Source organism: Variovorax ginsengisoli (assembly GCF_030486595.1).
GTDB classification, from domain to species: Bacteria; Pseudomonadota; Gammaproteobacteria; order Burkholderiales; family Burkholderiaceae_C; genus Variovorax; species Variovorax ginsengisoli_B.
On the sequence record NZ_JAUJZH010000016.1, the window covers coordinates 49,881 to 64,860 of the forward strand.

General features: G+C 62.2%; 11 protein-coding genes. 6 read left to right on the forward strand and 5 right to left on the reverse strand.

Features of this window, described 5'->3' with window-relative positions:
• The first annotated feature begins 6 nt into the window (after positions 1–6).
• From QZH52_RS21290 to QZH52_RS21300, 3 genes are read left to right on the forward strand one after another with little or no spacing between them, the layout of a single operon-like run.
• Entirely contained in the window at positions 7–969 is a 963-nt protein-coding gene (locus tag QZH52_RS21290; RefSeq protein WP_301812593.1) for a Bug family tripartite tricarboxylate transporter substrate binding protein, read from the forward strand.
• A gap of 13 nt (positions 970–982) precedes the next feature.
• Positions 983–2,383 carry an MmgE/PrpD family protein gene (locus QZH52_RS21295; protein WP_301812594.1) on the forward strand — a complete coding sequence of 467 codons (1,401 nt, stop codon included), beginning with the start codon at positions 983–985 and terminating at the stop codon, positions 2,381–2,383.
• Positions 2,384–2,788, forward strand: coding sequence for a PaaI family thioesterase (locus tag QZH52_RS21300; protein WP_301812595.1), 405 nt, complete (start codon positions 2,384–2,386; stop codon positions 2,786–2,788). It abuts the gene before it with no gap.
• A 17-nt stretch (positions 2,789–2,805) separates the two neighbouring features.
• On the opposite strand, the gene QZH52_RS21305 is transcribed toward QZH52_RS21300, so the two are convergent.
• Complete coding sequence (locus tag QZH52_RS21305; RefSeq protein ID WP_301812596.1) at positions 2,806–3,030, reverse strand: DUF2798 domain-containing protein; 225 nt, start codon at positions 3,028–3,030, stop codon at positions 2,806–2,808.
• Between the two features lie 87 nt (positions 3,031–3,117).
• Positions 3,118–3,618, reverse strand: a complete 501-nt coding sequence (locus QZH52_RS21310; protein WP_301812597.1) for an ester cyclase — start codon at positions 3,616–3,618, stop codon at positions 3,118–3,120.
• A gap of 69 nt (positions 3,619–3,687) precedes the next feature.
• Between QZH52_RS21310 and QZH52_RS21315 the strand changes: the two genes are divergently transcribed.
• Positions 3,688–4,590 carry a LysR family transcriptional regulator gene (locus QZH52_RS21315; RefSeq protein WP_301812598.1) on the forward strand — a complete coding sequence of 301 codons (903 nt, stop codon included), beginning with the start codon at positions 3,688–3,690 and terminating at the stop codon, positions 4,588–4,590.
• A 364-nt stretch (positions 4,591–4,954) separates the two neighbouring features.
• Positions 4,955–5,548 (forward strand): VOC family protein, encoded by a 594-nt coding sequence (locus QZH52_RS21320; RefSeq protein ID WP_301812599.1) that lies wholly within the window; start codon positions 4,955–4,957, stop codon positions 5,546–5,548.
• A 1,090-nt stretch (positions 5,549–6,638) separates the two neighbouring features.
• Here the strand turns inward: QZH52_RS21320 and QZH52_RS21325 are convergent.
• On the reverse strand, positions 6,639–6,944 hold the full coding sequence (locus QZH52_RS21325) for a hypothetical protein (RefSeq protein ID WP_301812600.1): 306 nt from the start codon (positions 6,942–6,944) through the stop codon (positions 6,639–6,641).
• A 1,186-nt stretch (positions 6,945–8,130) separates the two neighbouring features.
• Between QZH52_RS21325 and dsr1 the strand changes: the two genes are divergently transcribed.
• A complete protein-coding gene (dsr1, locus tag QZH52_RS21330; RefSeq protein ID WP_301812601.1) occupies positions 8,131–11,952 on the forward strand; it encodes an anti-phage defense-associated sirtuin Dsr1 in 3,822 nt (1,273 codons plus the stop codon).
• A gap of 384 nt (positions 11,953–12,336) precedes the next feature.
• Here the strand turns inward: dsr1 and QZH52_RS21335 are convergent, their stop codons facing one another.
• Together QZH52_RS21335 and QZH52_RS21340 are read right to left on the reverse strand one after the other, a co-directional pair.
• Positions 12,337–13,422 (reverse strand): IS630 family transposase, encoded by a 1,086-nt coding sequence (locus QZH52_RS21335; RefSeq protein ID WP_301812602.1) that lies wholly within the window; start codon positions 13,420–13,422, stop codon positions 12,337–12,339.
• 68 nt (positions 13,423–13,490) lie between these two features.
• Positions 13,491–14,753 carry a site-specific integrase gene (locus QZH52_RS21340; protein WP_301812603.1) on the reverse strand — a complete coding sequence of 421 codons (1,263 nt, stop codon included), beginning with the start codon at positions 14,751–14,753 and terminating at the stop codon, positions 13,491–13,493.
• Positions 14,754–14,980 lie beyond the last annotated feature (227 nt).

The window sequence follows — 14,980 nt, forward strand, 5'->3', positions numbered from 1 at the left end:
AACACCATGAAAAAACGCATCTTCCTAGCCGCGGGCGTGCTCTGCGCAGCCTCGATTCCTGCGATGGCGCAGGAGGCTTATCCAAACCGTCCCATCCGCATGGTGATCGCCTTCACAGCGGGCAGTTCGACCGACCTGATGGCGCGCATCGTCGCCAGCCAACTCTCGATCAACATGAAGCAGCCGGTGATCGTCGAGAACCGGCCCGGGGCCGGCGGCGCTATTGCCGCAAGCTTCGTGGCCAAATCGCCGGCCGACGGCTATACCATCCTCGCGCACTCGGGCTCCTACGTGGTGGCGCCTTGGCTCTACAAGTCGCTGCCCTACGACTCCTTGCGGGACCTGACGAACGTGGCTGCGTTCGGTGGCTTTCCGGGCGTGGTGATCGCGCCGCCCGGCAAGTACCGCGACCTCGGCCAGTTGCTAGACAAGGCGCGCAAAAACAGTGGCGGGCTGAACTTCGCCTCGGCGGGCACTGGCAGTTCGACGCACATGAGCGCCGAGAAGATCAACATGCTGGCCAGGATAGGCGGCCAGCACATTCCGTTTCGAGGAACACCCGAAGCGATCACCGACGTTGCGGCAGGTCGATCGGACTATTTCGTCGCGCCTGTCAATACCGCGTTGGGCATGATCAAGTCGGGGCGTGTCGATGCGTTGGCCGTGACGGCCAAGAAACGCAACCCGGCGCTGCCCACGGTGCCAACCGTTGCAGAGGCCGGCCTGCCCGGTGCGGAGTACCCCTTGTGGATCGGGGCGTTTCTTGCGTCCAGGACACCGCCGGCCATCGTGGCTCGCATTCACGCCGAGATCGCGCGAGCCACCGAGAGCGCGGCGGTGAAGCAGCAGTACGCGGCCAACGGCATCGACGAGCTGCCCATGTCGCAAACCGAGTTCGATCGCTTCATCAGGGAGGAGATCGTTCTCTCCGGCGAGCTCACAAAGCGCGCCAATCTGAAAGCGGAATGAAGAAGGTAAAGCAATGACAACCCAGAACATCACCTTGGCGCTGGCGTCGGCAGCCGTGAGCATTCGCCTTGCGGACGTGCCCACGCCAGTATTGACCATCGCTCGGCAGGCCGTGCTCGACTGGTTCGGCGTTACCGTCGCCGGTGCGGGCGACCCGGCCACCGAAATGCTGGTCGGCTACCTGGAGCACGAAGGCGGCCAACCCCACTGCGGTCTCATCGGGCGCCCGGGGCGCCTTCCGGCGTCGGCGGCGGCGGCGCTCAACGGCACCGCGTCGCATGCGCTCGACTACGACGACGTCAACTTCTCGATTCCCGGTCATGCGACGGCGCCCGTGCTTGCCGCGGCGCTGGCCGTCGCAGAAGAAGTGCATGCGACCGGGCCGCAGTTGCTGGAGGCATTTCTCGCGGGTTACGAAACATCCTGCCGCATCGGGCAACTGGTTGCGCCGAACCACTACACCCGCGGCTTCCATGCCACCGCGACGCTGGGGTGCTTCGGGGCGGCGGTTGCGAGCGCCCGTCTGCTCGGCCTCGATGCGGAGGCGACCGCACGCGCGATGGGCATCGCGGCGACACGTGCGGCCGGCCTGAAGGCGGCGTTTGGCTCCTCTTGCAAGGCGCTGCAGGTGGGCGAAGCCGCGCGCGGTGGTCTAGTGGCCGCCCGATTGGCACAGCGAGGCATGGACGCACCGGGCGATATGCTGGGCCACAAGCTCGGGTTTGCCAGGACACACTCGGACGACATAGCGATCCACGCCGCGCTGGGAGCCCCACGCTACGTAGACGACTTTGCCGAGGCGACTGCGCAGGACGCGCCTGTCTATGGCTACCACCTCGAGAACAACCTGTTCAAGTTCCACAACTCCTGCTACGAAACCCATTCGGCCATCGAATGCGCCTTGCATATCGTTCGCGGCGCGAGTTTCGCGACGGCCGACGTGGCGGCCATCGAAATTCGGGTCAACCCGCACTGCGACGACATCTGCAACATCGCATCGCCCGCGACGCCGCTGCAGGCCAGGTTCAGCCTGCGTCAAACGGTCGCCATGGCCTTGTCGGGAAAGTCGACCGCCGACCCGCTCGCCTTCGACGCCGACAGCGTTGCGGACCTGCAGCTACTTGAACTTCGTGAGCTCACGCGGGTCGTGCTGGACCCTGCATTGCGTGTGCCGGAGACAGTGGTGCGCATCCGGCTGCGGGACGCCCGCACGCTGGAACACCGCCACGACTCCAGTATTCCTGGCGCCGACCTCGGCGCCCAGCAGGCGAGGCTGGTCGCTAAGTACAAGGCTCTGTGCCTTGCTTGGATGTCGGCGTCGGCCGTCGACGCGCTGGAGCAGGCAGTGGCGCAACTGGAGCAGGTGGGCGATGTGGGTGAGTTGGCCCGCCTGACCGTCGTGCAAAGGCACTGAATGGAATCGCTGCCCCTGGAGAACCCCTTCCTGCAGCACCTGGGCATTCGGCTTGTCGGGTGGAGCGACGGCAACGCCGAGTTCCATCTTCCGATGCGTCACGAGCTGACGAACCGCATCGGCCAGGTTCAAGGCGGCGTACTCTGCGCAATGCTAGACGTGGCGGCGGGCTACTCCGGCATCTGGTCGGCCCTGGGCGAGCCGGCCCGCAACGCCGTGACGCTTTCGCTGACCACGAATTTCATGGACGTGGCCGCAGGCGAGGTTCTGATCGCACGCGGAAAGCTGCAGCGAAGAGGCCGCTCGATTTTCTTCAGCGACGCCAATGTCAGCATGGATGGCACGCGGGTCCTCGCCACTGCCATCGGTTCCTTCAAGTACGTCGACCGCTCGACCCGAAGGTGACGCGGCCTGCCGACGTTCTACCGGGTGATGCTGTTCGCGAGCCGGCGTATGACAGGCGCTGCGACCACCACGACCGGCAACATGACAGCCCACGAAAGCATCAGTGCCTTGAACCAGTGGACGGCGAACGTGCCCTCGGAAAGGAAGGGGATGTTGGCAATTGCCGCGGCAATGGCGCACGTCAAGCCGGATTGAATGATGCCGAAGGCGAAATGACTGTATTGCTTTGGGATGTTCAGCATGTGCAAACCAGCGCGAATGATTGAGCATGCGCTTCGAAGATCGCCTGGCCGCTACAGGCTGGGCAAGGGCACGGCGGCGAGGGAACGCTAGCTCGCCGACAGGCTGCGATGCACTTCCAGTGCGCTGCGCTCGACCCAGTTGTGCTGCAGCAAGCCGTCTTCGCGTACATGCAGGATCGCGGTTCCGCTGAGCGTGATGGGCGACTGGCACGGCGCCATGCCCATGAAGCCGTTGTTCTTGCCGGTGACGCGCCAGCGCGAGGCGACCCTGTCGCCGGCGTTGTTCTGGAACGTCTCGACGACATCGAACCTGAAGTCGTCGATGGTGGACAGGAATGCGCAAACCCATTGCTTGAACGCCCCACGCGTGTGGATCTCAACCCCGCCCGAGGTGATGCAGAAGTCTTCCGCAACGAGCCGGTCGATGGCATCGGGGTTCTGCGACTGCCACACTTCACGCCAGAAGTTTTCGACGATCTCTACTGAATTCCGCTTGTCCATCTTGAATCTCCTGCGCATCGCGCGAATATGGTGTTTAGCCGATCTCCCGGCGGCGTGCATATGAAGAACGCCTGCTTGGGTATCCATTTTTGAAGCTTGCCGAAAAGAAGTAAAACGAATAATTCTTCTCGCATTCAGTGGAAAATCGAATTGATCATGAACGCACAAGACCTTGAACTGGATTTGCTACGCGCCCTCGTCGCGGTGGCCGAGGCCGGCAGCTTCACGGGCGCGGCCAGCCTAGTGAACCGCTCGCAGTCGGCTGTCAGCCAGAAGGTGCTGCGCCTGGAGGAAATCCTGCAGCTGCGGGTGTTCGACAGGACGAGCCGCTCGATGACCCTGACCAAGGATGGCGAGCGCGTACTTGCCGCAGGGCGCCGCATGCTCGACTACCACGATGCCCTCATGCGCGAACTGCGCGAACCTGCGCCGATCACGACATTGCGGCTGGGTGTTTCGGAGAACCTGGTACAGGCGCAACTGCCGCAGCTGCTTTCCCGCTTTAGTCACCTCTATCCCAGCGTGCACCTGGAGCTGACCACCGGCCTGAGTGCGGACCTCGTGGCCAACCACGAGGCCGGCCAGCTCGACGTGGTGATCGCCAAGCCGAAGAACGAAGGCTCGTCCCGCCGCGGCCGAGTCATATGGCGCGAAGCGCTGGTATGGATCGCCGCATCGACGTTTCGCAGCCGCGCCGGGCAGCCGGTGCAACTCGTCATGATGCGCCCGCCGTGCGTGTACCGCGAAGTGATGACCCAGGCGCTCGACGCCAGCAAGCGCGAATGGAACACCGCATGCACCTCGAGCAACCTGAACGGCACGCTGGCCGCGGTTCGCGCCGGCCTCGGTGTCACGGTGCTAGGCAAATCGTTCGTGCAAAGCGGCATGAAGATCCTGCCCACTTCGCAGCAGTGGCCGGCGCTGCCTAACACCGAAGTCGCGGTCATCAGCGAGGACTCCGCGCTGCAGCACATCGTGCAGCCGCTGGTTGCGTTGCTGTCCGAGGTTTTGCTGAGCAGCGATGTGGTGGAAAAGCAGTCCCAATCCGACACCGCTTGAAACACGCCTTCGGCGGTTCAGCTTCGGTTGACCTGCGACATCTAGCTGCCTGCCCTTGACAGTTTTGAGCGACTGCTTCGGGCCCCATCTGCGGCATCCACGATTCGCAGGCGACTGGCTGCAACCAGTCTGAAGCACGTTCGCGAACCAGGCCGTCGAACTGGGCCTACCGGCCAAGACCGGAATTTGGAAGTCGCCGTTCAATTTTTGGGTAGTTGAACTGGACCGAGCTCGCGGCCCGCGCATTCGCGCAGTCGGTTGTGGGGCACCGCTGAATCGGTTGGCTGCCAAGGGGACTATCATCGATGCATCCCGGATGTCCTTGCGGCAGGCTCCGGGGCTATTGCCGCCACCGGAGATGAAAATGGACCCAGCACCGCGGATGGCTTTTTCGCACATGGGCCTCTATGTCTCAGACATGTCTGCGATGGTCGAGTTCTACGAGGACGTGCTTGGCTTCGCGGTGACTGACCGCGCCAACATCCGGGGCGCCGATGTTGTCTTCCTATCTCGGAATCCTGACGAGCATCATCAGATCGTCCTTGTTCCAGGTCGTAGGCCCGACAGGCCATCCACGGTCAATCAAATCTCCTTCCGCGTCATCTCGATCGCGGAACTTCGCCGTCTTCATTCTGAGGTCAAGGCGCTGGGTGTCGCCGGCCTCAATCCGACCAACCATGGAGGCTCTTGGTCGATCTATTTTCTTGACCCCGAAGGCAATCGAATCGAACTGTTTGCACCCACTCCCTGGTATGTACCGCCAATCTCGGTTCCGCTCGACATGGCCCTATCCGACGATGAAATCTACAAGCTGACCGAGGACACGGTGAATGCGACGCCAGGGCACATGAGACGAACGGAGTGGCGCGAACAATTGCGGAATCGACTTGTCGAAGCAGGGACACTAGAACAGCATGCTTCGACGGTCCCACAAAGGCATCTCGACCTTGATAGCTAGGCGCGCAGCGGCCCGTCCACCACTAGCATGCGGCCCTTGTGAAGCCAGAGTCTCTGGCCGTGGACGCCATGGCTAGAGGCAACCCATTTCCAGCGGTGTAAAGGCGGGCATAAGAGGACGTCGACGGCCGCTTTGGAGAAGACCGAAGGCCTCCTTTGGGCCCCGAAGCCGTCCTTCGACCCCGAGGAAATCGCTGAGCACGACCGCTCGATGAAGATGAGCCCGCTTCCGGCCAGCAGCACGAATAAAGCCTGGGAGCCCTGAAGGCGCGTCTCAAGCGCCGCTTGAGGGCATCAGCTGCCAGCGTTTTCCATGCGGTAAACCTGACAGGCGTAGGTCCCAGGGTGGGTCGAACACACGGTGGCTTCCGAAGGGGGCGGCATGCCAGAACAGCCCGCCACAAAGGTGATCAGGGCGCACAGCAGGACAGCGTTCGCGAGCTTTGACATTTCTTCTCCATGGTTCGGGAGGCTCACGCCAATTGGGGAGCACGCATGCATCGCGGGAGTCTACGCCTGAGCCATGCTATGGATTGTCGTTCCATATAGTTTGTGGACGAACCACCTCCGCTACTTCAGCGTGTTCGTTGACGAGCCCGAGTCAGGCGCTGCGCTTGGCCGGTGCGCGAGGGCGGTGTGAGCCGTATCCAACCGCGTCTGCCAGCGGGCACCCCGCTTAGAGGATCATAATTACGCTCGGCCGACCTGTGGACTTGCCAGAAGCAAGGTACGAGATGTTGGCGTCTCCTCAGTACTCCGCCGGCGCTCACATCGATGAACGTGTCTTCGAGAACGGACCTGGGCGGTCGTAACCATCTCCGAACGGCAACCACCAGCACGGCTAACCCCGCGGCGAGGCCAAGATAGACCGCAAGCACGGCGAGGTGCCCCGCCTCGAGAGGCGTCAGCTTCCAATAGCCGAGAGGTAGAGAAGGGCCTGCTAAGAAATGCCTTCTGAGCGTCTGACAGTCTGTGCTTCATCGCGATATACGGGGTGTCCTTTCGAAGGGACTCGCAGTTCCGAATGGGGGAAAAGGGCAGAGGGCGTACAAACTGGAGGATGGTGGCGAGTGTCGGCTTCTGGCCCGGCTTCAGTCGCACGGCTGAAAGCGCTTGCACTCCGCGACAGAGTGGATTGACGTCAAAGAGTTCTCTCCATCGATGCGCTTCGAGGTGAACTTGACCCAGGAGCCTTCAGGAATATCAGCCAACAGCGAGCGGTCAGGCACACTGAATGTCAGCGTTGCGAAGGGAATTTGGAACCCGGGTAGCAACTTCAGGCGCACGTAGAGCTTCCCGCCAGGTTCTTCAAATGAGGACATGAATCGAGCGCGGGTGAATACCGGGGCCGGCTCGTTGGCTTGCGCAGCGGCTCCGCTTATGGCGACGACGCTCATAGCTGCCACGATGGTTCTGCACAAGGCGCTCGACATCTTTCCCTTCCAAAATCGGCGGCGCGACCCGTCGCATTTTGCACTGCCTCTTAACGTCCGGAATTGGCCCCCGCATCCTGCCATGGCAACTGCCCCGGCCTCGTGGGTCCGGTCGAGCGGCGTACTACTGCCGATGAAACCTCATCACAACTGTGGAGGTGGCGGCCCACGGTCGGCTATCGGGCGAATTGAGCACAGGCGGCGAATGACTGGTTCTGTTGAGGGTTGTCCGATACCTGCCCTTGCGACGCACTGCGCCAAACACGACAGCAACCTGAGGGCAGGTGTTGGACAAGCCCCAAGGGAGGAAACCGCGCAATGCACCACGGGAGCGCGAGAAGGCGACGAGGCTATGGGGAATCGGGCGGCGGCGATTGGGCTGGCGATGTCGACTGGCCCCAGGGGCCGGCCCATGACGTAGGGGGGACACCACCGATGGGCGCCGGTACGTCGAGTTGTGCGGTGACGTGACGCGCAGCAAGGACTTGCGTCGAGCGCAAAGGCAATACTGCCCTGCATCGACTCTGCAGGAATCGAGGCGGGACGGGACGGTGATGCAAGTTCGTACTCATGGTGCCTGAGCCTGTCGAGGCGGCGCGCGGATGCGCATGCGCATGTCGTCGAGCATGCGTTGGCGCAACGCAGAGACCGCTGGTGTCGCTGGGGTCATGATCGTGCTCCTGTCGAAGAACGAGGCCGATTGCCTCGCTCCTCAACATAGACAGGGGCGCAACGTTTGACATCCACCGCAGCCTCAACGGCGGGCTACCGCGCGAGCGGTTTCGTCCAATGGCCGATCTGCGTCCTACGCGCGGCGGCCAGTTCCCAAATGCGCGATAACAGCCCCTTTATCGACCCCGATCGGGGGCCGTCGATGAATCCTGGCACCACGGGCGTCACGGCGTCCGAATCTCGAATCCCGGTCCGGCGGCGAGGGCCGCGCGGTGTGCAATTGGAGGAAGTGGTCGAGGAGGCCGGCGCCCTCCGCGGTGGAGGGCTCAAGCCGAGCCTATCGGGTCCGACTACCTAGTGAAAATGAAGGAGCAGTCTGGGATCGACGGCGGCATGAACATCTGTGGCTCCAAGGCATAAGCCGACGCAGCAACTGTTACGCTATCCAGCAGAAAAATCAGCACAAAAAGACAACACAGTGCAATTCATCACCCATGGCCCAGACATTCCCGATTCCCTCTTGCAGGCGCACGAAGAAGGCCGAGTGGCGTTCTTCTGTGGCGCCGGCATCTCCTACCCTGCCGGCCTGCCGGGCTTCAAGGGGCTGGTCGAGCAGATCTATCGGCTGAACGGAACATCTTTCTCAGACATCGAGCGCGAAGCCTTCGACGGTGAGCACTTTGATGCCACGCTCGACTTGTTGGAGCATCGCTTACCAGGCCGGCGCCTGGCGGTCCGGCGAGCGCTTGCCCAAGCACTCAAACCCAACTTGCGTCGCAAGGGCGCAACAGATACTCACGCGGCGCTGCTGCGGTTGGCACATAGCCGTGAAGGTGCGCTCCGCCTAGTGACCACCAATTTCGATCGTGTGTTCCACACAGCGGCCAAGCGTACCGGACAAGCTTTTCAGACGTATTCGGCGCCGATGCTGCCAATCCCGAAGAACAGCCGCTGGAACGGACTGGTCTACCTGCACGGCCTGCTGTCGGAAAAAGAGGACGACGCGGCGCTGAATCGGTTGGTGGTCACAAGCGGTGACTTCGGTCTGGCCTACCTCACTGAGCGTTGGGCGGCCCGCTTTGTGAGCGAGCTATTTCGCAACTACGTCGTCTGCTTCGTTGGCTACAGCATCAACGATCCGGTGCTGCGCTACATGATGGATGCGCTGGCCGCCGACCGCATGCTCGGAGAAACCACGCCGCAGGCTTGGGCGCTGGGTGACTGCGAGCCGGGGCAAGAGCGTCGCAAAGCCATCGAGTGGGAAGCCAAAGGCGTCGCGCCGATTCTTTACGAAGTGCCCGCAGGGAGCCATGACCATTCAGCGCTGCACAGGACCCTGGGGGCGTGGGCATCGACCTGGCGCGATGGCGTACTGGGAAAGGAACGCATCGTCGTTAGTCATGCTCTGGCACGTCCTGCGGCCAGTACGCAGCAAGACGATTTCGTCGGCCGGATGTTGTGGGCCTTGTCAGACAAGTCCGGGCTGCCGGCGAAGCGCTTCGCCGAATTTAACCCCGTCCCCTCGCTTGACTGGTTGGTGGAGGCCTTTTCAGATGAGCGTTTTCGGCATACCGATCTGGGTCGCTTCAAAGTGGCCCCGAACGGCGAGATCGACGACAAGTTGCGCTTCAGCTTGGTTCGCCGACCTGCCCCCTATGACCTAGCTCCGCCGATGCTGCTGGTGTCGGGCGGCCATACCGGCACTAGGTGGGATGACGTGATGTCTCATCTGGCTCACTGGCTGCTCCGTCACCTGGATGACCCTAGGTTGGTCCTCTGGATTGCAGAGCGCGGTGGCCGGCTACACGAGCGCTTGCCTTGGCTAGTAGAGCACGAGTTGGACCGCCTTGCCTCGCTTGAGCACGACGGTAAGACTGCCGAGCTCGATGAGATTCGCTCCCAGGCTCCAAGAGCCGTCCCCGGTCCCATGATGCGAACGCTATGGCGCCTGCTTCTCAGCGGCCGGGTGAAGTCGCCATGGCCCCAATCTGACTTTTACAACTGGCGGAGCCGAATGAAGCGGGAGGGGCTGACGACCACGCTGCGCCTGGAACTGCGACGGTTCCTCGCGCCCCAGGTCGCCTTGAAAAGGCCTTTTCATTGGGGCGATGCGACAGAGACGGATGAACCTACTCGAATCGGGCAATTAGTCGACTGGGAACTGGTACTCGCCGCAGATCACGTGCATTCGTCTCTGCGCGACCTATCTGGCGAGCGATGGGCGGATGCCTTGCCACTATTGTTGGAGGACTTTCAGCAACTTCTGCGGGATGCGCTCGACTTGCTGCGCGAACTCGGAGGCGCAGACAACTTTAGCGACAGGTCCAACTGGGACCTTCCTTCGATAGCCGACCATCGACAGAACCGCGGCTTCCGCGACTGGGTGAGCCTGATTGAGTTGCTCCGGGACGCCTGGTTGGCAGTTCTCGCTACGGATGGCGCTCGCGCGTCAAACATCGCTCTTACGTGGTTTGACGTTCCCTATCCCACCTTCAAACGACTGGCCCTGTTCGCTGCCAGTCAGGATGCTTGCATTGCGCCCGTTCAGTGGGTGGACTGGCTGTTGGCTGATCGTGCGCGGTGGCTATGGTCCGTGAATACGAAGCGGGAGGTGCTAAGGCTCTTCGTTCAGCAGGGGCACCTCCTGACTGAGCCCGATCAGCTGCGTCTGGAAGCGGCCATCCTCACAGGCCCACCGCGCGAGATGGCCCCGGATGACTTTGATCCTGCCCAGTGGCAAGGCTATGTGACGCGTGCCGTCTGGCTGCATCTTGCCAAACTCGGTTCGTCCGGCCTCACACTTTCTCCCAGCGCTCAAGCACGGTTGAATAGCCTGTCCAGCGCCAACCCACTATGGCAGTTGACACCGAACGAACGCGATGAGTTCTCAATCTGGATGAGCGGCACCGGTGAAGCGGACTACGCGGAATTTCGGAATGTCGACGTCGCCCCTCTCAAGCGCCGCGAACTCGTGCAGTGGCTCAAAGAAACGACGCCCGAACCACATGGGTTCTCTGAAGACACCTGGCGTCAAGTTTGCCGAAAGCACCTGCTGAACAGTCTGTACGCATTGTGCGACCTCTCCCGGGACGATCTTTGGCCACTCGAACGATGGCGCGAAGCATTGCAAGCCTGGAGCGAAGAAGGGATGGTGGCGCGGTCGTGGCGATACGCCGCGCCGCTGGTGCAGACCATGCCCGACTCTGTTATGCAGGAGATCTCACACAGTGTGGCAGGTTGGCTCGACACTGTTTCGAAATCTATCAAGAGTCAAGACGAAGTTCTGTTGAACTTGAGCGGGCGCATGCTGGCGCTTCCTCTCGAACCCGGCACCGGAATGACGCGCGATGGCAAGCCCCTAGATGAGCCCGTAACCGAGGCCATCAACCATCCGGTCGGACACATTACGCAGGCTCTTATCAACCTGTGGTTTAAACGGAACCCGAACGACAACGACCTGCTTCCGTCGGACATCGAGCCGCTCTTCAAAAACTTGTGCAATGTGGAGGTTGACCGATTTCGTCATGGCCGCGTAATACTGGGTTCGAGGTTGATCGCGCTATTCCGCGTGGACCGGGTGTGGACCGAGAATCACCTGTTGCCGCTGTTCGATTGGGCAAATCCGGTTGAAGCACGAGCCACGTGGGAAGGTTTCCTATGGTCGCCACGTTTGTATCAACCGCTGCTGGTTGCATTCAAGCAGCAGTTTCTCGACACCGCAAAGCACTATGCAGACTTGGGGGAGCACGCCCAACAGTTCGCTGCCTTCCTGACCTACGCAGCGATAGGTCCTACCGAGGGATACACCGTTGACGACTACAGGTCCGCGCTCAGTTCTCTGCCTCAAGAGGGGCTTGAGGAAGCCGCACAAGCGCTTTCTCAGGCCCTTGAAGGCGCAGCCGATCAGCGGGAGGACTACTGGAAGAACCGTATACAGCCGCTGTGGCAGCACGCTTGGCCCAAATCCCGCGACCTTGCCACCCCGCGAATGGCCGACTCACTGGCCCGGCTGATCATCGCAGCGGGAGGCGAGTTCCCGGCCGCTCAAGCTGCGATCCACGACTGGTTGAAGCCGTTGGAACACCCGCACTACGTTGTGCACTTGCTGCACGAATCCCAGCTATGTACCCGATTCCCGGCGGATGCGCTGAGTCTTTTGGATGCGATCATTTCCGACCAGCAGTGGGCGCCGGAGGAGTTGGTGACGTGCTTGGAGCAGATCGCCCGCGCCGCGGGACAGCTTGCTCAAGACCCCCGCTACGCGCGACTGTTCGAATACTCACGGAGGCGAGGGTTGTGAAGGACGCATTGACTCGCTGTTAGGCGACACGACAAACTGCCCCCAGGGGGCAGTTCCTGATGTCGCCTGACACTCGCCCCTCGGAAGGTCGAGACGTAGGCCGGGAACGGGACGTAAGCTCGGCATCTTGGGGTGCAAACTTCTGGTCAGGAATCGACGTCGTGCCCGGCCATGGGCCTCGCCTGTTCCGAAGCGTCTTTGTTTGGCTACGTCGGGGCACCTCGAAACCGGTCGTCGGGCGCAAGTCTCATTGGCAGTTTGAACCTGGAACTGGCAACTCAGCGTGTTCAACGGTTGGAGAGGGAGGGCGGAAATCGCTGCTCGGTAGACGTTCATCACCACGCGCCGACGAACGCTAGTGCAGTGCGCCACGTAAATATGTACTTATCGTGTGCTCCGTGCCAGCGCCGCCTTGGCGCGCGTGACCTTGGCCAAGATGTCGGTCGCGCTCTTGGTCCAGATGAAGGGTTTGGGGTTGGCGTTGTGGTGGGCCACGTACAGATCGATGGCGAACTCCAGTTCGGCCACGCTGGTGAAGCTGTCGCGCCGGATGCGGTTCTCCGAGATGTCGCGGAAGAAGCGCTCGACCATGTTCAGCCACGAGGCACTGGTGGGCGTGAAGTGCATGACGAAGCGCGGGTGCTTGGCCAGCCAAGCCTGCACGTCCGGGTGCGTGTGGGTGCCGTAGTTGTCCACGATCAGGTGCAACTGCAGGTGCTTGGGCGTCTTGCGCTGGATCAGCCGCAGGAACTGCAGCCACTCGGCGTGGCGGTGTTGCGGCTGGCACATCGAGATCACGGTGCCGTCCAGGGTGTTCAAGGCGGCGAACAGCGTGGTCGTACCGTGGCGCTTGTAGTCGTGGGTGACGGTGCCGGCGCGGCCTTTCTTCATCGGCAAGCCCGGCTGGGTGCGGTTGAGCGCCTGGATCTGGCTCTTTTCGTCGCAGCTCAGAACCAGGGCGCGCTCGGGAGGATTGAGGTACAGCCCCACGACATCCAGCAGCTTGTCCTCGAAGCGGGGGTCGCGCGAGAGCTTGAAGGTGCTTTGCCGATGCGGCTTCAGACCGTTGCGCTTCCAGACGCGGCGGATGGTGGTCGGCCCTACACCGAGTTGCGCGGCCAGCGTGCGCGTGCTCCAGTGCGTGGCGGCGATGGGCTTTTCGTGAAGCGTCATGTCCACAATGCTCGACTCAAACTCGGCGGTGGTCACGCTGGGGGTACGCCCGGGGCGCGGCGCGTCATGCATCAGGGCTTCCACCCCGCCTTCCAGGAAGCGCTGGCGCCACAAGGCCACCTGGCGCCGATCCAGATCGACCTCGGCGGCGATGTCCTTGTTCTGCCAGCCCTCGGCAGCCAGCAACACGATCTTGGCTCGTTGCTGCACACGAGCCTCGACGCGGCCTCGTCGCGCCAAGGCCGTCAGCTCTCGTTGAACAGCGGCATCCAGTTCGATCTTCGGGGCAATGCGCATGGCTGCGACCTCCATCGAGGTCGGAGTGTGCCGCATCTATTAAGTTCCACTATTTCGAGCGCACCGCACTAGTCGAGCATGCGCGCCGTTTTGCTGTTGAGCAGGTCGCCCGCTCGGTAGTAGCCCATGAAAACCTCAAAATTCCGATGCCCCGTCATCTTCATGGCTTCTTCAGGCGGCATCTGACGCCGCCCCGCCTCCGTGACGAAGCCGGAGCGCAATGAATGCGCTGAGAAGCGTCCCTCAAGTCCTGCAAGTTTCGCTCGAGCCATGACAATCTTGCGAACTGCTCGAGGTGCCAGCGGCTCATCGAGAATCTGGCCGCTCTTCAGGATGCGCCTGAAGATTGGCCCTCGTTGCGATCCGCTCAACTGCAGCCAGCTTCTGAGCGCATCTGCAGCGCGCCCTACAACCGGTTTTTGGGTCGAGTCGTCAACTCGCCCCTCTTGGTTGCTCTTGGAATACGTCAGTAGATAGACGTAGCCGCGTGCGCCGTGATCGGTCAGGTTCTCAAGGGTGGCCGAGGAAACCTCTGAGCGCCGGCGCCCGCCGCTGGCCCACGCAAAGAGAATCAATGCCCGATCGCGCACGCCACAGGGCGACATGTCGCAGGTGTTCAGCAAGGGCTCCAGAAGATCGCGGGTGAGGGCGGCTTGCTGACGTGGACGGACCTGACGTCGAGCGTAGCCGACGCGCACGGTACGCAACACCTCGCGCACGCCGACATCTGCACAAGGGTTGTCCAAATTGCGGAGCTGATGCGCCTTGGAGAGAACAGAGAGTCGGTGGGCCAAGGTGTTCAATGCCAACGGCCCACGCTTGCCTTTGAAACGCGTGGCGACCAGCAGTTCGTCGATGGCATCCGGCAGGTCATGCAGAAGACGGGCAGGCCGGCAAGGGAGGTCGCGCTGCTCGTCGTCGACGTCCACGCGCTCGGCATGATCGACGATGAACTGCAGCACTGCGGGGACGGGCACGGGAAAATCCAGTGCGTGGCCGTATCTCGCTGCGAACCAAGCACCCCAGTAGCGCATAGCCGCGGCATAGGACGCTTGGGTGTTCGAGGATTGACCCTGCTGCAGCAGTTCTCGCACAGAAGCTTCGGTAAGGCTCGAAAGTGCCTCCGGCGCCAGGGTAGGGATGTTCAGCGGTCGGAGGGCTGCCAGAGCTCGAGGGTCGACTGCTGAGCCGACAGTCGAGCCAGGTTGGGCCGCATGCAAATGCACCGGGACAGCGGGCGTCTGTGCTGCTGCCGGCGGCGCGTCCAGGGCGAGGCTCAGCGCCGAGGAGGCGAGCGGCTGGGGATGATCAACGCGACGACGAGAAGCCATGACGACGCTCCTGAAGCAACTGGTCATCATGCCGCGCCGCAGGGCATTGCGCCAGGGGAGGGGGTTGCGGCGGGGTCTGGCGGGAGGGCGATAAAGGAGTCTTACCGGACCCGACGCCGGCCGTCCCGCGGGAAACCGGTGGAGCCGTTGGACGTCCGGCGCGACGCGAAATGTGCAATCAACAACGAAGGATGTACAAAGTACACAGGACGCACCGAGTGCTCGTC